The following is a 20,871-nucleotide window of genomic DNA, read 5'->3' as shown; positions in this document are numbered from 1 at the left end:
AAACTGGACACATGTCCAGCTTTAGCGATCCTACGGAAAATTGAACATATGTCCAACTTTTTGTTAGACTGCGATCTATACGGGTACAGGAGGAATGATGAGCTATCTAAATCGGGATGAACGTCGGGAAGTGATTCTGCAAGCAGCAATGCGTGTCGCACTTGAAGAAGGATTTTCCGCCATGACGGTTCGACGCATTGCTGCAGAAGCTCACGTCGCGACGGGCCAGGTACATCACCATTTCGCCTCTGCCGGCGAACTCAAATCCCAGGCATTTGTGCGCCTTATCCGCACCCTACTTGATGCCGAACTGGTCAGCGAAGACGCCAGTTTCCGTGAGCGACTGCATGCGATGCTAGGCAGTGAAGATGGTGGTCTGGAACCCTATATTAAGCTATGGCGTGAAGCACAGGTTGTTGCGGGTAAAGATCCGGAAATTAAAAGCGCCTACCTGTTGACCATGCGAATGTGGCACGAAGAAACCGCCAACATCATTACACAAGGACAGAAAGCCGGTGAGTTCTCATCCGCGCCTGATGCCGCCGACGTCGCATGGCGCTTAATCGCATTAGTCTGCGGCCTGGATGGTATGTACATATTAGGTATTGAGGAAATGGCCGATCCTGCATTCGATCGTCATCTTGATCGTATGATAACGCAGGAGTTATTTATTTGATGTAATAGATGGATTAACAATACATCTTTTATGTTTACAATTAGTAACACTTAAGCAACGTGTAATTCTCCCATCACGCCGCGTTATTGCGCTTTTTTATCTATTCTTTCAGTCAATATTCCTAAAACTTTTCAATAGTTTCTAAAAAGAAGCCGAGCGGCGCTGCATGCGTTTATTTCTTTTTCATGAACGGCATGTGCATGGAGAATAATATGTCATCATCAAATGAGAAAAATAATCGTTATCTTTTAACTGACTGGAAACCAGAGAACCCCGGCTTTTGGGAAAATAAAGGCAAGTACATTGCGCGCAGAAACCTCTGGATATCAGTAAGTTGTCTGCTGCTTGCGTTCTGCGTCTGGATGTTGTTTAGCGCCGTAGCCGTCAATCTGAATAAAATTGGTTTTAATTTCACCACCGACCAACTGTTTTTATTAACGGCATTGCCATCTCTTTCTGGTGCAATATTACGCGTGCCCTACTCCTTTATGGTACCTATATTTGGTGGTCGTCGCTGGACCATTTTTAGCACGATTATTCTGGTTATTCCCTGCGTCTGGCTCGGATTTGCCGTGCAAAATACCGCTACTCCGTTTGGAGTATTTATAATCATTGCGCTGATGTGTGGTTTTGCTGGCGCTAACTTTGCCTCCAGCATGGGCAATATCAGCTTTTTCTTCCCCAAAGCGAAGCAAGGTAGCGCATTAGGCGTTAACGGTGGTCTCGGCAACCTCGGCGTCAGCGTGATGCAGTTGATCGCGCCACTGGTGATCTTTCTGCCCATATTTACCTTTTTGGGCGTACAGGGCGTACCGCAAGCTGACGGCTCGTTATTGTCGCTGGCCAATGCCGCATGGATATGGGTGCCGTTACTGCTGATAGCCACCGTGGCAGCGGGCATGGGAATGAACGACATTGCCAGCTCGAAGGCCTCAATTGCCTCTCAGTTACCGGTCCTCAAGCGTTTTCATCTGTGGTTATTAAGTCTGCTGTATCTCGCCACCTTCGGTTCATTTATCGGTTTTTCGGCAGGCTTTGCCATGCTGGCGAAAACCCAGTTCCCCGACGTGAATATCCTGCAACTGGCGTTCTTCGGCCCCTTCATCGGCGCGCTTGCACGATCGGCGGGCGGCGTTATCTCTGACAAGTTTGGTGGTGTGCGTGTCACCTTAATTAACTTCATCTTTATGGCACTGTTCAGCGCCCTGCTGTTTCTTACTCTGCCGGGTTCAGGTGAAGGAAACTTTGTCGCCTTCTATCTGGTGTTTATGGGGCTGTTCCTGACCGCGGGGCTGGGAAGCGGGTCGACCTTCCAGATGATTGCGGTGATCTTTCGCAAAATCACAATTTATCGGGTGAAGCTGCATGGTGGTACTGAAGAACAGGCTCAGCGGGAAGCGGTAACCGATACTGCAGCCGCCCTGGGGTTTATCTCCGCCATTGGCGCTGTGGGGGGCTTCTTCATTCCTAAAGCGTTTGGCTCATCGCTGGCATTGACCGGCTCGCCAGTAGGCGCAATGAAAATATTCCTCGTGTTTTACATCGTCTGCGTGCTGGTGACCTGGTTGGTCTATGGCCGTAAATCACAAAAAAAATAACAAAATGGATACCGCAGGATCGGACATTTAGGTTGGCCGGATTAGGCCTGGAGTTCGATTCACCGTCGGCAATATTATCGAAGCAGGAGTTATGTCATGAGTAAACTGTTAGACCGCTTTCGCTACTTTAAACAAAAGGGCGATACGTTTGCCGAGGGGCATGGGCAAGTAATGCACACCAACCGGGACTGGGAAGACAGCTATCGTCAGCGCTGGCAGTTCGACAAAATTGTGCGTTCTACCCACGGCGTTAACTGTACCGGCTCATGCAGCTGGAAGATCTACGTTAAAAACGGGTTGGTGACCTGGGAAACGCAGCAAACCGACTACCCGCGTACCCGTCCTGACCTGCCAAATCATGAGCCCCGTGGCTGCCCACGCGGCGCCAGTTACTCGTGGTATCTCTATAGCGCTAACCGCCTGAAATATCCCCTGGTGCGTAAACGCTTAATCGAATTGTGGCGCGACGCCCTCTCCCGCCAGCCCGATCCGGTGCTGGCCTGGGAATCCATTATGAACGACCCGCAAAAATGCCAGAGCTACAAGCAGGTACGCGGGCGCGGTGGGTTTATCCGTTCGAACTGGAAAGAGCTTAATCAGCTGATTGCTGCCGCCAACGTCTGGACGGTGAAAACCTACGGCCCGGATCGCGTGGTCGGTTTCTCCCCGATCCCGGCGATGTCGATGGTTTCCTATGCCGCCGGCACACGCTATCTCTCGCTAATCGGCGGAACCTGTCTGAGTTTCTATGACTGGTACTGCGACTTACCCCCCGCGTCACCGATGACCTGGGGCGAGCAGACCGACGTTCCTGAGTCCGCCGACTGGTATAACTCCAGCTATATCATCGCCTGGGGCTCTAACGTGCCGCAGACCCGTACCCCGGATGCGCACTTTTTCACAGAAGTACGCTACAAAGGCACCAAGACGATTGCCATTACGCCGGACTACTCGGAAGTCGCCAAACTGTGCGATCAGTGGCTGGCACCCAAACAAGGGACAGACAGCGCGCTGGCAATGGCGATGGGCCACGTCATCCTGAAAGAGTTCCACCTCGACAATCCCAGCGATTATTTCCTCAATTACTGTCGTCGCTATACCGACATGCCGATGCTGGTTTTGCTGGATGCCCGCGAAGATGGCAGCTACGTGCCTGGACGCATGATGCGTGCTTCAGACCTTGTCGATGGCCTGGGTGAAAGCAACAATCCAGAGTGGAAAACGGTAGCCTTTAACAGCGCTGGCGAACTGGTTGTCCCGAACGGATCTATCGGTTTTCGGTGGGGGGAAAAAGGCAAATGGAACCTGGAACCACTGGCGGCTGGCGCTGAAACTGAACTTTCTCTTTCGCTGCTTGGTCAGCATGATGAAGTGACCGGCGTGGCATTCCCCTATTTTGGCGGCAACGAAAACCCACATTTTCGCAGTGTAAAACAAGAACCGGTGCTGATCCGTCAACTGCCGGTAAAACATCTTACCCTCGCTGACGGTAGCCGTTGCCCGGTGGTGAGCGTCTATGATCTGGTGCTGGCGAATTATGGCCTCGATCGTGGTCTGGATGACGTTCATAGCGCGCAAGATTACAGCGAAGTGAAAGCCTACACCCCGGCCTGGGGCGAGCAAATTACGGGGGTGCCACGCCGTCATATCGAACAGATCGCCCGTGAGTTTGCTGATACTGCGCACAAAACGCATGGCCGTTCGATGATCATTCTCGGGGCTGGCGTGAACCACTGGTATCACATGGATATGAACTACCGTGGCATGATTAACATCCTCGTGTTCTGTGGCTGCGTGGGACAAAGCGGCGGCGGCTGGGCGCACTATGTGGGTCAGGAGAAACTGCGTCCGCAAACCGGTTGGTTGCCGCTGGCCTTTGCGCTGGACTGGAACCGACCACCGCGTCAGATGAACAGCACTTCGTTTTTCTATAACCACTCCAGCCAGTGGCGTTATGAAAAACTCACCGCGCAGGAACTCCTCTCTCCGCTGGCCGATGCGTCGAAGTTTAGCGGACATTTGATTGACTTTAACGTACGGGCTGAAAGGATGGGCTGGCTGCCGTCTGCGCCGCAGCTTAACCTCAACCCTTTGACCGTTAAAGCAAAAGCCGAACAAGCAGGGCTATCTCCTGCGCAATACACCGCACAGGCGCTGAAGTCAGGTGATATTCGTTTTGCCTGCGAACAGCCAGATAACGGCAAAAACCATCCGCGGAACCTCTTCGTCTGGCGCTCTAACCTGCTCGGCTCCTCCGGTAAAGGGCATGAATACATGCTCAAATATTTGCTGGGTACCGAAAGCGGGATCCAAGGGGAAGCGCTCGGTTCAAGCGAGGGTATTAAACCTGAAGAGGTTGAATGGCAGTCGGCGGCGATAGAGGGCAAGCTCGATCTGCTGGTCACGCTCGATTTCCGTATGTCCAGTACCTGTTTGTTCTCCGATATCGTTCTGCCAACCGCTACCTGGTATGAAAAAGACGATATGAATACCTCGGATATGCATCCGTTTATTCACCCGTTGTCTGCGGCGGTCGACCCGGCATGGGAATCGAAGAGCGACTGGGAAATTTATAAAGGCATCGCCAAAGTATTTTCTGAGGTTTGCGTCGGACACCTTGGACAAGAAACGGATGTGGTATTGCAACCGCTGCAACACGACTCTCCGGCAGAGCTGGCGCAGCCGTTTGACATTCAGGACTGGCGCAAAGGCGAATGCGATCTCCTCCCGGGCAAAACGGCACCGAATATCGCCGTTGTGGAGCGTGACTACCCCGCCACCTACGAACGCTTTACTTCACTTGGCCCGCTCATGGACAAACTCGGTAACGGCGGGAAAGGCATTGCGTGGAATACCCAGGCGGAAGTCGATTTCCTCGGCAAGCTGAACTACACCAAGCGCGAAGGCCCGGCAAAGGGACGCCCGCTGATTGACACCGCGCTGGATGCCTCTGAGGTGATCCTTGCCCTGGCACCGGAAACAAATGGTCAGGTGGCGGTGAAAGCCTGGGAAGCGCTGGGGGCGATGACCGGACGCGACCATACGCACCTGGCGTTGAACAAAGAAGACGAAAAGATCCGTTTTCGCGATATCCAGGCGCAGCCGCGCAAAATCATCTCCAGCCCCACCTGGTCCGGGTTGGAAAGTGAACATGTTTCCTATAACGCAGGCTATACCAACGTCCACGAGCTGATCCCATGGCGTACTCTGTCCGGTCGCCAGCAGCTGTATCAGGATCACGCGTGGATGCGAGCGTTCGGTGAAAGTCTGGTGGCGTATCGTCCACCTATCGATACCCGCAGCGTCAGTGAAATGCGCGAGGTTCCGCCTAACGGCTTCCCGGAAAAAGCGCTCAACTTCCTGACGCCGCACCAGAAATGGGGGATCCACTCCACCTATAGCGAAAACCTGCTGATGCTGACGCTGTCGCGCGGCGGACCTATTGTCTGGATCAGCGAGACCGATGCCAAAGAGCTGGGCATTGAGGATAACGACTGGATTGAAGCCTTCAACGCCAACGGTGCGCTCACCGCGCGTGCAGTGGTGAGTCAACGCGTGCCACCGGGAATGACCATGATGTATCACGCTCAGGAGCGAATCATGAATATCCCTGGCTCAGAAGTGACCGGGATGCGCGGCGGGATCCATAACTCGGTGACCCGCGTCTGCCCGAAACCCACGCACATGATAGGTGGCTATGCGCAGCTGGCATACAGCTTCAACTATTACGGTACGGTCGGCTCTAACCGCGATGAGTTCATCATGATTAGAAAAATGAAAAATATTAACTGGCTGGATGATGAAGGTCGCGATCAGGTACAGGAGGCGAAAAAATGAAAATACGCTCACAGGTAGGCATGGTTCTTAATCTGGATAAGTGCATCGGCTGCCACACCTGCTCCGTCACCTGTAAAAACGTCTGGACCGGGCGTGAAGGGATGGAATATGCGTGGTTTAACAACGTCGAGACTAAACCGGGGATTGGCTATCCAAAAAACTGGGAAGATCAGGAAGAGTGGCAAGGCGGCTGGGTTCGCGATGTTAACGGCAAAATAAGACCGCGTCTGGGCGGTAAGATGGGCGTCATCACCAAAATTTTCGCCAACCCGGTGATCCCGCAAATCGATGATTACTATGAGCCGTTTACCTACGATTATCAGCATCTGCATAGCGCGCCGGAAAGCAAAAACCAGCCCACTGCGCGTCCACGTTCGTTGATTGACGGCAAACGGATGGACAAGATTATCTGGGGCCCCAACTGGGAAGAACTACTCGGCGGCGAATTCTCAAAACGTGCCCGCGACCGTAACTTCGAGAAGATGCAAAAGGAGATGTACGGCCAGTTCGAAAACACCTTCATGATGTATTTACCGCGCCTGTGCGAGCACTGCCTGAATCCAAGCTGTGTCGCCACCTGCCCAAGCGGTGCTATCTATAAGCGTGAAGAAGACGGCATTGTGCTGATCGACCAGGACAAATGTCGCGGCTGGCGCTTGTGCATCAGCGGCTGTCCGTACAAAAAAATCTACTTTAACTGGAAGAGCGGTAAGTCAGAGAAGTGCATTTTCTGCTACCCACGTATTGAGTCCGGCCAGCCGACGGTATGTTCGGAAACCTGCGTTGGACGTATTCGTTATCTCGGCGTATTGCTGTACGACGCCGACCGCATCGAAGAAGCGGCCAGCACCGAGCATGAGACCGATCTCTATGAGCGTCAGTGCGATGTATTCCTCAATCCGCACGATCCGGCGGTCATTGAAGAGGCGTTAAAACAAGGTATTCCGCACAACGTCATCGAAGCGGCCCAACGTTCGCCAGTCTACAAAATGGCGATGGACTGGAAACTGGCGCTGCCGCTGCACCCGGAATATCGCACCCTGCCGATGGTCTGGTATGTACCGCCATTGTCACCGATTCAGTCGGTCGCCGACGCGGGCGGACTGCCGCACAATGGCAACATTTTGCCGGCGGTTGAGTCGCTGCGAATTCCGGTTCAGTACCTCGCCAACATGCTCAGTGCGGGTGATACCGGTCCGGTGCTGCGCGCGCTGAAACGTATGATGGCCATGCGCCACTATATGCGTGCGCAGACAGTGGAAGGCGTGACGGACACCCGCGCGATTGAGGAAGTGGGTTTGACCGTTGAGCAGGTTGAAGAGATGTATCGCTATCTGGCCATCGCCAACTATGAGGACCGCTTTGTGATCCCGACCAGCCACCGTGAAATGGCGCGCGATGCCTTCCCGGAGAAAAACGGCTGCGGATTTACCTTCGGTGACGGCTGCCATGGCTCAGATACCAAATTCAACCTGTTTAACAGTAGCCGTATCGATGCAATCGACATCACCGAAGTGCGCGATAAAGCGGAGGGTGAATAATGCAAATCCTGAAGGTTATCGGCCTGCTGATGGAATATCCCGACGAGCTGCTGTGGGAGTATAAAGACGACGCGCTGGCGCTTGTGGCCAGCGATGCCCCCATGCTTACCGAATTTAGCCAGGGATTGCTCAATGCGCCACTGCTGGATAAACAAGCGGAATGGTGCGAAATCTTTGACCGGGGCCGGGCCACCTCTCTGCTGCTGTTTGAGCACGTGCACGCCGAGTCCCGTGACCGGGGTCAGGCGATGGTTGATCTGCTGGCGCAGTATGAAAAGGTCGGGCTACAGCTCGACTGCCGCGAACTACCGGATCACCTGCCGTTGTATCTGGAGTATTTGAGCGTGTTGCCGGAGGACCAGGCCAAAGAAGGACTGCAGAACGTTGCACCGATTCTGGCTCTGTTGGGCGGGCGCTTAAAACAGCGCGATACGCCGTGGTATCAACTGTTTGACGCCCTGCTGCTGCTTGCCGGAAGCCCTCTTTCAAGTGACAGTGTCACTAAGCAGGTTGGTGCTGAAACCCGCGATGATACTCGTCAGGCGCTGGATGCGGTGTGGGAAGAGGAACAGGTGAAGTTTATCGAGGATAACGCCACCGCCTGCGACAGTTCACCGTTACAAAACTATCAACGACGCTTTAGCCAGGACGTGGCGCCGCAGTATGTCGACGTCAGCGCGGGAGGCCCGAAATGATACAGTACCTGAACGTCTTTTTTTACGATATCTACCCGTACCTGTGCGGTACGGTGTTTATCCTCGGCAGTTGGCTACGCTATGACTACGGGCAATACACCTGGCGCGCCTCTTCCAGCCAGATGCTGGACAAACGCGGCATGGTGCTGTGGTCAAACCTGTTCCACATCGGCATTCTGGGGATCTTTTTCGGTCATCTGTTCGGCATGCTAACGCCGCACTGGATGTATGCCTGGTTCCTGCCGATTGCGGTGAAACAACAGATGGCGATGATTGCCGGTGGGCTTTGTGGCGTACTGACGCTGGTTGGTGGCGCAGGCTTGCTGGTGCGGCGTCTGACCAACCCGCGCATACGTGCAACGTCTTCCACCGCTGATATTCTGATCCTTTGCGTTCTGCTGATTCAGTGTATCCTCGGTTTAACCACCATCCCGTTCTCCGCACAGCATCCTGACGGCAGTGAAATGCTGAAACTGGTTGGTTGGGCGCAGTCAGTGGTGACCTTCCAGGGCGGCGCATCTGCACATCTGGATGGTGTGGCGTTGATTTTCCGTGTGCACCTGGTTCTGGGGATGACTATCTTCCTGCTATTCCCGTTCACCCGTCTGGTCCACGTATGGAGTGCGCCGTTTGAGTACTTCACTCGCCGCTATCAGATAGTGCGTTCCCGCCGATAATTGAACTCTGATGCCCGGTAGCGCTTGCGCTTACCGGGCCTGCATCGCTATCCCGCTTTTTGTACGTTATGATGCTTCTCCATTTCAGGGAGAACGCTAATGAAACCACAGGTTTACCACGTCGATGCCTTTACCCCGGTCCCTTTTCGCGGCAACTCAGCAGGTGTGGTTTTACATGCTGATGGACTGAGTGACGCGCAGATGCAGCTCATCGCTCGCGAGCTGCGTCATTCAGAAACCGCATTTCTGCTGACCAGTGACGACAGCGATGTTCGCATCCGCTATTTCACCCCGACGGTCGAAGTTCCTATCTGTGGGCATGCTACCGTCGCCGCGCATTATGTGCGGGCCAAGGTGCTGGGTCTGGGCAACTGCACGGTCTGGCAAACCTCGCTGGCCGGACGTCATCGGGTGGATATTGACGCTACCGGGAACGACTATCGCATTAGCCTTGAGCAAGGTGAACCGGGTTTTGAACCTCCGCTGGAGGGCGCTGTTCGTACTGCGATTCTCGATGCGCTGCACCTGAGCGAAGACGATAAGCTGGCAGGCTTACCCATTCAGGTTGCCACGACCGGACATTCGAAAGTGATGATTCCACTGAAACCCGAGGTGGACTTTGACGCCATTTCCCCTGATTTACCGGCTTTGACCGCCATCAGCCAGCAAATTGGCTGTAACGGCTTTTTCCCTTTTCAAATCCGCGAGGGCGAAAACGCCACTGATGGCCGCATGTTTTCACCTGCTATTGGTATTGTGGAAGACCCGGTTACCGGCAATGCCAACGGTCCAATGGGCGCGTGGCTGGTCCACCATGGGCTGATGGCGCATGATGGGAAAACGTTACGTGTTCAGGGGCATCAGGGCCGTGCGCTCGGGCGCGACGGGATTGTTGATGTGACGGTGACTATCCGTGAAAACCAGCCGGAAAAAGTCACCATTACCGGTTCGGCGGTGATCCTGTTTCACGCAGAATGGGCGATAGATTTTTAATTGTTCCCGAAGGCCGGATAAGGCGATGACGCCGTATCCGGCATGACTTCCGATGCCCCTATTTCCCCGCCTCCGGATGCGTATCAAACGCCGCCATGACCGTCGCCAGCTCATCTTCGGTAAACCCATGCTTCACGTCATCCACACCCAGTCCAAATCGTTCTTGCAACAACGCATACAAACTGGCGACATCAGGCAAATTAATCTGCTCTACCGCATGTCCATCCTGATAATGGGTAAAGTGAAAATTGGTTAACGTTAATTTCCCGCCGTCGGGCAGATGACGGCACATCAGCAGATGATGGCGAAAATGTGATTGCGGCCAGTGTGCGGACCAGAAGTTGCCCATCAGATAATCGCTCTGATGCTGCACGACCAGATCGAAACGATACATTGACTGCCAGTGTTCGTGATGACGGAACTGGAGGATCCAATCTTCACCTTCCTGAATCAGCCGATATTCGCCGTGTGGCGTCTTCTGCTCAGTGTTAGCCTGCAGACGAATCGGCGCCGTCAGCGTTTGTCCGCCGAAACCAACGTCGGCGATCCACTGCTCTCCCTGCAATTCAACCAGCAACAGACGATGCGTGCGCGGCGGCAGGCTTGACGGATTTGCCAGTACCACGCGACCGAGAAGGCTACGTACGTTAAAACCGATTTCGCGTAGCGCGCGTTCAAACACGCCATTCTGTTCAAAGCAATAACCGCCACGACGCGCCGTTACCAGCTTCTCTTCCAGCGACAAATCGTCAAGCTGCATCTCTCTTGGCAGTAATACATCCAGGTTTTCAAAGGGAATTGCGCTGTTGTGCAGTAGATGTAGCGCTTGCAAGGTTTCAAGGTTGACGTTGGCCGAACCTGACCAGCCAATACGGGCAAAATAAGCGGTTAAAAAAGGCGTCATACGGAGTTCCTGTTCGATTAATGCAGTACTTATAACGTATTTTTCGTTTTACGCTGTCGATTTTGTGCGTTGTTAATTCCTGTGAGGCGACAAAATCGCTAATACCGTTAATATCTATGTTTATTGTGGTGTGTTATCTCTCAGCCAAGGAGCATCCATGAGCCATTTTCGTCCGATCGAATTAAAACATGCCAGTCGGCTACTCAATCATGGCCCAACGATATTGATAACCAGCCGGGATGAGCATACCGAGCGGCGAAATGTGATGGCTGCGGCATGGTCAATGCCCGTGGAGTTTGAGCCGCCGCGGGTAGCCATTGTTGTTGATAAGACCGCCTGGTCGCGGGATCTCATTGAGCGTAGCGGTAAATTCGGCATCGTTATTCCGGGTATCGCCGCCGTCAACTGGACCTGGGCCGTAGGCAGCGTTTCCGGTCGCGTGGAAGATAAATTCAACTGTTACGGCATTCCCGTGGTGCAAGGACCCGTGCTAGGTTTACCGCTGATAGAAGCGAAATGTCTGGCCTGGATGGAGTGTCGCCTGTTGCCAGCCACGGCGGCACAGGAAAAATATGACACTCTGTTTGGGGAAGTGGTCTCCGCTGCCGCTGATGAGCGAGCCTTCGTGGAAGGACGCTGGCAGTTTGATGATGGCAAGCTCAATACTCTGCATCACCTTGGGGCCGGAACGTTTGTCTCCAGCGGGAAACGCATTATCGCAGGTGAATGATAGTATGCTAACGGATGGCAGTTCTGCTCTGTCATCCGCAACTGTTTTCTTAAAACTTCTGAAAAACCAGTTAGATAAATTACTCTCCCTTCCTTGCCTAATCATTCATGTGAATTATAGTTAATCTTGCACTAACTCAAATACCTAATCAAAACGCTATCCGTCAAAGCAGCATCCCCAACTGTACTTTTGAAGTGTCAGAGAGGTTTTACGATGCAACTTAATAGAATCGCACAAAGTTTTATACTTGCTGGGTTACTCACATCGTTTTCTGTTCCCCTTATGGCCGCTGAAGCCCCCAAAGACGCTACAGCCGCCACGCAACAAGCCAACAACGCGCTTTACAATCAACTGCCCTTCTCCGATAACACCGACTTTACCGACGCCCACAAAGGCTTTATCGCCCCACTCCCGCAGGACGTGATCAAGGGCGAGCAGGGAAATGTTATCTGGAATCCGCAGCAGTACGCGTTCATCAAAGAAGGCGATAAAGCCCCGGATACGGTAAACCCGAGCCTGTGGCGTCAATCTCAGTTGATCAACATCAGCGGGCTGTTTGAAGTAACGGATGGCGTTTACCAGATTCGTAACCTCGATCTGTCAAACATGACCATTATTGAAGGTAAAGAAGGCATCACCGTTGTTGACCCGCTGGTCTCGGCAGAAACGGCCAAAGTCGGGATGGATCTTTACTTTAAAAACCGCGGTCAAAAACCAGTTGTTGCGGTGATTTATACCCACAGCCACGTTGACCATTACGGCGGCGTACGCGGTGTTGTCGATGAAGCCGACGTTAAAGCGGGCAAAGTGAAAGTTTATGCGCCAGCCGGCTTTATGGAAGCCGCGGTCGCTGAGAATATCATGGCCGGTAACGTCATGAGCCGCCGCGCGAGCTACATGTACGGCAACCTGTTAAAACCTGATGCCAAAGGCCAGGTCGGCGCGGGACTGGGAACCACGACCTCCGCGGGAACCGTTACCCTGATTGCGCCAACAAATATCATTGAGAAAGATGGACAAAAAGAGGTCATCGACGGCCTGACCTATGACTTCATGCTGGCTCCGGGTTCCGAAGCACCATCGGAAATGCTGTGGTACATCGAAGAGAAGAAACTGATTGAATCCGCAGAAGATGTTACCCATACCCTGCACAACACCTACTCCCTGCGCGGAGCCAAAATTCGTGAGCCGCTGCCGTGGTCCAAATACATCAACGAAGCGATTGTGCGCTGGGGTGATAAAGCCGAGGTGCTGATGGCGCAGCACCACTGGCCAACCTGGGGTAATGACAAGGTGGTCAGCCTGCTGAAAAGTCAGCGCGATCTGTATCGTTACATCAACGACCAGACGCTACGCATGGCTAACGAAGGTCTGACCCGCGATGAAATCGCTGCCAACTTTAAGCTGCCGGACTCACTGGCACATACCTGGGCTAACCGCAGCTACTATGGCTCAGTGAGCCATGACGTAAAAGCGACCTATGTGCTCTATCTCGGCTGGTTTGACGGCAACCCGGCAACGCTGGATGAGCTGCCGCCGGAAGAGTCTGCGAAGAAATTTGTCGACTACATGGGTGGTGCGGACGCCATTTTGCAGAAAGCAAAAGCAGACTATGACCAGGGCAACTACCGCTGGGTGGCACAGGTGGTAAGCAAAGTCGTGTTTGCCGATCCAAATAACCAGGCCGCACGTAATCTGGAAGCAGATGCGCTTGAGCAACTGGGTTATCAGGCTGAATCCGGCCCGTGGCGTAACTTCTACCTGACCGGCGCGCAAGAGCTGCGTAACGGCGTGGTCAAAGGCCCAACCCCGAATACCGCCAGCCCGGATACCGTTCGTGCTATGACGCCGGAAATGTTCTTCGATTATCTGGCAGTGCATATTAACGGACAAAAAGCGGGTGATGCGAAGTCGGTGTTTAACATCGATCTTGGCAGTGATGGCGGTAAATATAAGCTTGAGCTGGAGAATGGCGTCCTGAACCATACCGCCAATGCCGAAGCGAAAGATGCCGATGCTACGATCACGCTTAATCGCGATACGCTGAACAAAATCATCCTCAAGGAAGTGACGCTGAAACAGGCACAAGACAGCGGTGACGTGAAGATAACCGGTGACGGCGCCAAGCTTGATGCCATGCTCGGCTATATGGATAAGTTCGAATTCTGGTTCAACATCGTTACACCATAAGCACAACGAAAACGGGCGGAAATCCGCCCGTTTTTTCTTACATACTGTAGCCAGGTTTTTTAATTAATCTCGCCATCTGCGGCGCAATTTCCGTATCCCACACGGCCTGCCACGCCTCTGGCTCAATTTCATTGAGCGCCACGCTGACTGAACTGTCTTTGCTTTGCAAATGACGAATAATAACCTCGGTAATATCCGCCGCCAGGGCGGTTTTCTGTTCGTCGGTAAGAGAGCGAGGAAAACATTTAATATCAACGTGCGGCATAGCAGATTCCTTATTGTTTTGGGTTGCAGGTAACTTATGCGGACTCTCGTTCAACCAGATGAAAACCGACATCAATAATATCGTCTTCACGCGGAATTTGTTCGATACGATCGGCAAGCAGTGAGGCAGCACGTTGCCCGATGGCCCGTCTGTCGACGCTGACGGTAGTGATAGCGGGCCGATTGCTGGCAGCAAAATCCAGATCGCCAAAACCGATTACCGCCAACTCTTGCGGCACGCGTATACCGCGACTCTCGGCCTCCATGATCGCCCCCTGAGCTAACGTATCTGAGCTACAGACAATGACATCAAACTTGCGATCCGCCAATAGCTGCGCCAATCCAGTGCGTCCCAATGCCAGAGAGGCCGGAAGTGGGACGTCCACCTGTGCGTCAGCAGCAATACCATGACGACTCAACGCATCGCACAGTCCTTGTTTACGCTGGCCTGCCCGGCGATCGGCAGTCCATAACAACCCCGGACGTCGATAGCCTTTATTCAGCAGATAGTCTGCCACCGCTTGCCCGACCTTTTCATGCGAAAAACCGACCAGCATATCGATGGGTGTTGGGGTTAAATCCCAGATTTCCACGACCGGGATGGCCGCATTAAGAATCACTTTTTTCAGCTCAGCGGTATGATGAATACCGGTGAGTACTACACCATCCGGGCGACGAGAAAGCAGCGTCGCCACCAGCTCCGCCTCTGTTTGCGGCGTATAACCCGACACGCAGAGCAAAATGTGGTATCCGCGTTCTGCCAGTTCATCACTTAATGACTGGATGGTATCGACAAACATATTGTTGTTAATTTGCGGAATAACCACGGCGATAAGCTTGCTGCGACGCGACGCCAGTCCCCCAGCCAGTGCGTTGGGAATATAGCCGGTGGCGCGCACCGCCTGCATCACTTTTTCAACCGTTTTCGGGCGCACCAGCTGCGGGGTATTCAACGCCCTGCTCACCGTCATGGGTGACAATCCCGCGGTACGGGCAACATCTTCCAGCGTGGGAGCGCGCGGTGGTTTGGGATTTTTCACTGTCGATGCCCTTGTCAAAAATCGCTGATTTATGCTGGCATTATTCATCATGATTTTGGCTATTGCCAGCGTTGCTCAGTGATAACGCAGGGAAAACAGCAGCTTAGTTAATTATCGCCACTCACAATGATAGCGCAATCACAATGATTTGTGCATTTCTCCATAAAGTACTGGAATGTGACGTCGTTTATAATTCACCACCCTTCTCTCTCTGAATTTGTGAGCAATTGTTCAAATCGCAGTCAATTCGCTGGCACAGTGATTGCGCTAACATTAAAAATGATAGCGCAATCATTTGTTATCACCAGGAGAGAACAATATGTCTTTAAGTGCCAATTCCGATGCCGTGACCTATGCCAAATCGGCTAACGCTAAAACCGCAGCAGAAACCGGTGACCGTATTGAATGGGTAAAACTGTCTCTGGCTTTCCTTCCTCTGGCAACACCCGTGAGCGATGCCAAAGTGCTCACCGGTCGCCAGAAACCGCTAACTGAAGTCGCCATAATCATCGCCGAGATCCGCAGCCGCGACGGGTTTGAAGGCGTGGGATTTAGTTACTCCAAGCGGGCTGGCGGCCAGGGAATCTATGCGCATGCCAAAGAAATTGCCGATAACCTGTTAGGCGAAGATCCAAACGATATTGACAAGATCTACACCAAGCTGCTGTGGGCTGGCGCTTCCGTGGGGCGCAGCGGCATGGCGGTACAAGCCATCTCCCCTATCGATATCGCATTATGGGATATGAAAGCCAAGCGTGCAGGATTGCCGCTGGCAAAACTGCTTGGCGCGCATCGGGACTCCGTGCAGTGCTACAACACCTCCGGCGGATTCCTGCATACGCCGCTGGATCAGGTGCTAAAAAACGTGGTTATTTCCCGTGAAAACGGCATTGGTGGTATCAAACTCAAGGTTGGTCAGCCAAACTGCGCTGAGGATATTCGCCGCTTGACCGCGGTGCGTGAAGCGCTGGGGGATGACTTCCCGCTAATGGTCGATGCCAATCAGCAGTGGGATCGGGAAACCGCCATCCGTATGGGACGTAAAATGGAGCAGTTCAATCTAATCTGGATTGAAGAGCCGCTGGACGCCTACGATGTTGAAGGCCACGCCCAACTGGCCGCCGCGCTTGATACCCCGATTGCCACCGGTGAAATGCTGACCAGCTTCCGCGAACATGAACAGCTGATCCTCGGCAATGCCAGCGATTATGTGCAGCCCGATGCACCGCGTGTGGGGGGAATTTCACCGTTCCTGAAAATTATGGACCTGGCGGCTAAACATGGTCGCAAACTGGCTCCGCACTTCGCTATGGAAGTTCACCTGCATCTGTCCGCTGCTTATCCGCTTGAGCCATGGCTGGAGCATTTCGAATGGCTGAACCCGTTATTTAACGAACAACTTGAGCTGCGCGATGGCCGGATGTGGGTTTCCGATCGTCACGGTCTGGGCTTCAGCATCAGCGAGCAGGCGCGCCGCTGGACGCAATTAACCTGCGAGTTTGGCAAACGTCCTTAATTAATTTGGCGGGTAAGCAATACCCGCCCTCCTCCCCTACAAAAACGCTCTCAAGCTTATGAAAGGAGTGGGTGATGAACACAATAATAAAGCGTACAAAAGTGCGTTACGGCATTCTGATATTTCTGTTTCTTGCGACCGTATTTAATTACGCTGATCGCGCGACGTTATCCGTCGTGGCGCCGATTATGAGCAAAGAATTAGGTTTTGATCCTGAAGCAATGGGGCTGGCCTTTTCTGCCTTCGGTATTTCTTATGTCATTATGCAACTCCCCGGCGGCTGGCTGCTGGATCGCTATGGCTCGCGTCTGGTATACGGCTGCGCACTGATTGGCTGGTCGCTGGTCACTATGTTTCAGGGCACCATTTATCTGTACGCCAGCCCGCTTGTCGTATTGATTATCTTACGATTACTGATGGGTGCGATTGAAGCTCCGGCCTTTCCGGCCAACAGCCGATTAAGCGTGCAGTGGTTTCCTAATAACGAACGGGGCTTTGTTACCTCTGTCTATCAGGCCGCGCAATATATCTCGTTAGGGATTATTACGCCGCTAATGACGATTATTTTGCATAATCTCAGTTGGCACTTTGTGTTTTATTACATTGGGGCAATAGGCGTTATTCTTGGCATCTTCTGGTTGGTCAAAGTAAGAGACCCTATGCATCATCCAAAGGTGAACCAGCAGGAAATTGACTATATTCGGGAAGGCGGTGGTGAACCGTCGCTGGGTAATAAAAAAGAACCACAGAAGATTACCTTTGCGCAAATTAAAAGCGTCTGCGTCAACCGCATGATGATTGGCGTATATATCGGACAGTTCTGCGTGACATCCATTACCTGGTTCTTCCTGACCTGGTTCCCTACTTATCTGTATCAGGCGAAAGGCATGTCGATCCTCAAAGTGGGGTTTGTCGCCAGTATCCCTGCCATTGCCGGTTTTATCGGTGGATTATTAGGCGGTGTTTTCTCCGACTGGCTTTTAAAGCACGGCTACAGCCTGACGATTGCCCGTAAGCTGCCGGTTATCTGCGGAATGCTGCTTTCCTGCGTCATCGTTATCGCCAACTACACCTCGTCAGAATTTGTGGTGATCACGGCGATGAGTCTGGCGTTTTTCGCCAAAGGTTTTGGCAATCTGGGATGGTGCGTACTTAGCGATACCTCGCCAAAAGAAGTGCTCGGTATTGCAGGTGGCGTTTTCAATATGTGCGGCAATATGGCCAGTATCATCACGCCACTGGTGATCGGCATCATTCTGGCGAATACCCAGTCTTTTGATTACGCCATTCTGTACGTCGGTTCGATGGGGCTGATTGGTCTGATTTCTTATCTGTTTATCGTGGGTCCATTGGATCGTATTACGCTGACCCCTTCTGTCGCGTAATTTAAAACTTATGGCGATAGTTCGCCCGCTGTTCCGGGATTTGCACTCCTGCGGAACAGCGTTTTTTACTCAAATAATCTTATTGCTTTTCAGTACGGTACGCAGCCTCGGATGCTGACAAACCGCATCGGCGATGGCGCTAATATTCGGCGTGTTGTCCTGAAACCAGTCATGCCCTGGTCCCCAGGTGCGCATAACGGCAATGTAAATGTCCAGCAGTGTTAGCTGATCCCCAAATGCGTACGGCTCGGCGCTTAGCTGGTTGTTCAGCCACATATAGAGGGATTTACGGTACTCAATGCAGTTCTTTTTCAACTGCGCCGGGGCGTCCGGTACCCATCGGTCAGGATAATCGGCATAGGTAAATGTGGGATAGACATTTGCCACCAACCATATCAGCAGACGCTGAAACTGCTGGCGTTCGGCGTGTCCAACGGGTGGTGAAAGTTCGGGGCGACGATCGAGGATCATCAGCGCGATCGCCGCCGTTTCCGTCAACACGCTGCCATTTTCCAGTACCAGCGTGGGCACCTGGCATAGTGGATTCATTGTTTTAAGCAACTCCCGCGAAGGACCATCGCTGTCAAAACCGTCCACATCAATAAAGCTGTAAGGGATCTCCGCCAGTGTGAGCATCACTTCACTGATGGCCGATCCCCAGCCCGGTACCCCATAGACCTTAATCATGCTGCAACCCCCAACGTTAAAACCCTAAGTGTAGAGCAGCATTCGGCAACCTATGCAGACATGATTATTATTTTCATAATAACAATGGTCGAATACCGGGGGAGAATAAGCAATGCGTTCCAGTATGTTTGAATACATGAACATTTTTGTACAGGTTGTTGAGCAAGGTGGATTTGCCAGAGCCGCAGATGTGTTACACCTGCACCGCCCTGCGGTGACCAAAGCTATCCAACATCTTGAAGACGATCTGGGGGCAAAGTTGCTTAACCGCACGACTCGTAAAGTGAGTCTGACAGAAGAAGGTGATGCTTTTTACCAACGCACAAAAATACTGCTCAGTGACGTTGATGACATCATGGCTTCTTTCTCGCCAACTCGCCCGCCACGCGGAAAACTCAGGGTTAATGCACCTCTGTCGCTGGCGCACTCCGTGTTAGTTCCTGCGCTGAAAGATTTCCAGTCGCGATATCCTGACATCGAGATGATACTCACCTCCACCGACCGTAGAATCGATATGCTTGCCGAAGGCATCGACTGCATGATCCGTATTGGCGAGCTACAAGATTCGACCTTGATCTCCAGGCGGCTTGGTGAGGTCAAAATGGTGACCTGTGCTTCACCGGATTATCTGCAAAAACAGGGGGTGCCGCAGGTACCAGAGGATTTATCCCGACACCAGGCGCTTAACTTTTTTAGCGAGCGTCATCGCGAAGCGCTGGAATGGACCTTCGTCAACAGAGGTAAAACCGAATCGTTCCCCCCCGCAGGGCGGATAAGCGTTGATAACTCCGATATTCTGTTGACCGGCTGCTTATCTGGACTCGGCATTATACGTGGCGTTCATGCTGTCCTTGCGCCCTATCTTCAGTCAGGCCAGCTTGTTGAGGTGCTGGCCGATTATACCGGAGAATCAAAACCAGTTTCGGTGCTTTACCCGGACAGACGTCATCTCGCCCCTCGGGTTCGGGTATTCATTGACTGGTTATGCGAACTTTTTAGCCAACAAAAACCGCGACTTCAGGGATTATTACAAAATAAGTAATAGTGAAGTTCCGCAACAACGGTTTTTCACTCTCATCTGAGTCGTTAAATTGTGCAGACCCAATACAGAACAATTTACTGAGGTCTGCTATGTCTAAGGTCGTAGTTTTTAATCAAATTGGTGGCGCTGAAGTCCTGAAGATTCAGGAGATGCAGGTTCCCGCGCCTGATGCAAATGAGGTTCAGATCCGCGTGCGGGCTATTGGTATCAACCGTGCGGAAGTTATGTACCGCACCGGACAGTATATTTACCAACCTAATTTCCCGGCGCGACTGGGTTATGAAGCTTCCGGAGTCATTGAATCAGTGGGAGACAACGTACGTGAGTTTGCACCTGGCGATTACGTTAGCGTCATCCCGGCATTCAGCTTTCATCAATATGGAATGTATGGTGAAGTCGTTAATGCCCCCGCTCACGCGGTCGTAAAGCATCCACAAAACCTGAGCTTTACCGAGGCTGCTGCCAGCTGGATGATGTATGTGACCGCTTTCGGTGCGCTGGTTGAATATGCGGATATTAAGCCCGGTGATAACGTGCTGATCAATGCTGCTTCCAGCAGCGTCGGACTGGCGGCAATTCAGATTGCTAACATGCGGGGAGCAAAACCGATTGCGATGACACGGACCAGTGAGAAACGTGATCAGTTGCTGCAACGGGGCGCGGCAGAGGTTATTGCAAGCCAGGAGCAGGATCTGGTGACCGAGATTCAGCGGATTACTGAGGGCAAAGGAACCCGCGTGGTGTTCGATCCGGTCGGTGGCCCAGCGGTGGCAAAAATTGCCCAAGTGATGCCAGCCGGTGGGATCTTTTTCCAGTATGGTTCGCTTGATTCACGTGACCTTTCTATCCCGGTCATTGAGATACTTGGTCGCCATCTGACCTTCCGCGGCTATGAGATTTTCGAAATCACCACGGACGCAGAAAAACTTGCGCGGGCGAAACGGTTTATCTTTGAAGGATTGCAGTCTGGCCAGCTCAAGCCGCTGATTGATAAAACCTTTGCCTTTGATGATATCGTCGAAGCACATCAATACATGGAAGCCAACGGCCAGGTAGGCAAAATCGTCGTCACTCTGTAACCTCTGTGCGGCACAGC

At 52.6% G+C, this 20,871-nt stretch carries 17 protein-coding genes; 13 read left to right on the top strand and 4 right to left on the bottom strand.

Annotated features, from left to right (window positions below; genetic code table 11):
• The first annotated feature begins 97 nt into the window (after positions 1–97).
• The 7 genes from OGX97_RS07005 to OGX97_RS06975 all read left to right on the top strand — a co-directional run bounded on the left by OGX97_RS07005 (position 98) and on the right by OGX97_RS06975 (position 10,017).
• The gene (locus tag OGX97_RS07005) at positions 98–676 is read left to right on the top strand and encodes a TetR family transcriptional regulator (RefSeq protein WP_057068227.1); all 579 of its coding nucleotides are present in this window, start codon (positions 98–100) and stop codon (positions 674–676) included.
• 212 nt (positions 677–888) lie between these two features.
• The gene (locus tag OGX97_RS07000) at positions 889–2,274 is read left to right on the top strand and encodes a NarK family nitrate/nitrite MFS transporter (protein WP_235123721.1); all 1,386 of its coding nucleotides are present in this window, start codon (positions 889–891) and stop codon (positions 2,272–2,274) included.
• 96 nt (positions 2,275–2,370) lie between these two features.
• The gene (locus tag OGX97_RS06995; protein WP_008784806.1) at positions 2,371–6,111 is read left to right on the top strand and encodes a nitrate reductase subunit alpha; all 3,741 of its coding nucleotides are present in this window, start codon (positions 2,371–2,373) and stop codon (positions 6,109–6,111) included.
• The gene (narH, locus tag OGX97_RS06990; protein ID WP_008784807.1) at positions 6,108–7,652 is read left to right on the top strand and encodes a nitrate reductase subunit beta; all 1,545 of its coding nucleotides are present in this window, start codon (positions 6,108–6,110) and stop codon (positions 7,650–7,652) included. Before OGX97_RS06995 ends, narH begins: the two co-directional genes overlap by 4 nt.
• Entirely contained in the window at positions 7,652–8,347 is a 696-nt protein-coding gene (gene narW, locus OGX97_RS06985) for a nitrate reductase molybdenum cofactor assembly chaperone (RefSeq protein ID WP_048214176.1), read from the top strand. Before narH ends, narW begins: the two co-directional genes overlap by 1 nt.
• Entirely contained in the window at positions 8,344–9,024 is a 681-nt protein-coding gene (narI, locus tag OGX97_RS06980; RefSeq protein WP_003833047.1) for a respiratory nitrate reductase subunit gamma, read from the top strand. Before narW ends, narI begins: the two co-directional genes overlap by 4 nt.
• Positions 9,025–9,123: 99 nt before the next feature.
• Positions 9,124–10,017, top strand: coding sequence for a PhzF family isomerase (locus OGX97_RS06975; RefSeq protein WP_279850603.1), 894 nt, complete (start codon positions 9,124–9,126; stop codon positions 10,015–10,017).
• 58 nt (positions 10,018–10,075) lie between these two features.
• On the opposite strand, the gene nhoA is transcribed toward OGX97_RS06975, so the two are convergent.
• Positions 10,076–10,921 (bottom strand): N-hydroxyarylamine O-acetyltransferase, encoded by an 846-nt coding sequence (gene nhoA, locus OGX97_RS06970; RefSeq protein ID WP_048235350.1) that lies wholly within the window; start codon positions 10,919–10,921, stop codon positions 10,076–10,078.
• Positions 10,922–11,078: 157 nt separating this feature from the next.
• On the opposite strand from nhoA, the gene OGX97_RS06965 reads away from it, so the two are divergent.
• Positions 11,079–11,651 carry a flavin reductase family protein gene (locus OGX97_RS06965; protein WP_149280957.1) on the top strand — a complete coding sequence of 191 codons (573 nt, stop codon included), beginning with the start codon at positions 11,079–11,081 and terminating at the stop codon, positions 11,649–11,651.
• Positions 11,652–11,864: 213 nt separating this feature from the next.
• Positions 11,865–13,841 (top strand): alkyl/aryl-sulfatase, encoded by a 1,977-nt coding sequence (locus OGX97_RS06960; RefSeq protein WP_286592094.1) that lies wholly within the window; start codon positions 11,865–11,867, stop codon positions 13,839–13,841.
• A gap of 37 nt (positions 13,842–13,878) precedes the next feature.
• On the opposite strand, the gene pptA is transcribed toward OGX97_RS06960, so the two are convergent.
• Both pptA and OGX97_RS06950 read right to left on the bottom strand, forming a co-directional pair.
• Positions 13,879–14,106: a tautomerase PptA gene (gene pptA, locus OGX97_RS06955; protein WP_079934054.1), complete on the bottom strand. Its 228-nt coding sequence runs from the start codon at positions 14,104–14,106 to the stop codon at positions 13,879–13,881.
• 34 nt (positions 14,107–14,140) lie between these two features.
• Positions 14,141–15,145: a LacI family DNA-binding transcriptional regulator gene (locus tag OGX97_RS06950; protein ID WP_172111133.1), complete on the bottom strand. Its 1,005-nt coding sequence runs from the start codon at positions 15,143–15,145 to the stop codon at positions 14,141–14,143.
• A 319-nt stretch (positions 15,146–15,464) separates the two neighbouring features.
• Here OGX97_RS06950 and OGX97_RS06945 point away from each other — a divergent pair, with 319 nt between their 5' ends.
• Positions 15,465–16,661, top strand: a complete 1,197-nt coding sequence (locus OGX97_RS06945; protein WP_008784814.1) for an L-talarate/galactarate dehydratase — start codon at positions 15,465–15,467, stop codon at positions 16,659–16,661.
• Between the two features lie 74 nt (positions 16,662–16,735).
• Positions 16,736–18,046 (top strand): MFS transporter, encoded by a 1,311-nt coding sequence (locus OGX97_RS06940; RefSeq protein WP_257119544.1) that lies wholly within the window; start codon positions 16,736–16,738, stop codon positions 18,044–18,046.
• Positions 18,047–18,115: 69 nt separating this feature from the next.
• Here the strand turns inward: OGX97_RS06940 and OGX97_RS06935 are convergent, their stop codons facing one another.
• Positions 18,116–18,733: a glutathione S-transferase family protein gene (locus tag OGX97_RS06935; RefSeq protein WP_126318050.1), complete on the bottom strand. Its 618-nt coding sequence runs from the start codon at positions 18,731–18,733 to the stop codon at positions 18,116–18,118.
• 112 nt (positions 18,734–18,845) lie between these two features.
• On the opposite strand from OGX97_RS06935, the gene OGX97_RS06930 reads away from it, so the two are divergent.
• Both OGX97_RS06930 and OGX97_RS06925 read left to right on the top strand, forming a co-directional pair.
• Positions 18,846–19,775 carry a LysR family transcriptional regulator gene (locus tag OGX97_RS06930; protein ID WP_279850604.1) on the top strand — a complete coding sequence of 310 codons (930 nt, stop codon included), beginning with the start codon at positions 18,846–18,848 and terminating at the stop codon, positions 19,773–19,775.
• Between the two features lie 89 nt (positions 19,776–19,864).
• Positions 19,865–20,854: a zinc-dependent alcohol dehydrogenase family protein gene (locus OGX97_RS06925; protein ID WP_284884894.1), complete on the top strand. Its 990-nt coding sequence runs from the start codon at positions 19,865–19,867 to the stop codon at positions 20,852–20,854.
• The last annotated feature ends 17 nt before the right edge of the window (positions 20,855–20,871 follow it).

It is taken from the genome of Citrobacter sp. Cpo061, assembly GCF_030332845.1.
Taxonomy (GTDB): Bacteria; Pseudomonadota; Gammaproteobacteria; order Enterobacterales; family Enterobacteriaceae; genus Citrobacter; species Citrobacter portucalensis.
The sequence above is the reverse complement of the archived record's forward strand: the minus strand, read 5'-3'. Positions and strand labels throughout refer to the sequence as shown.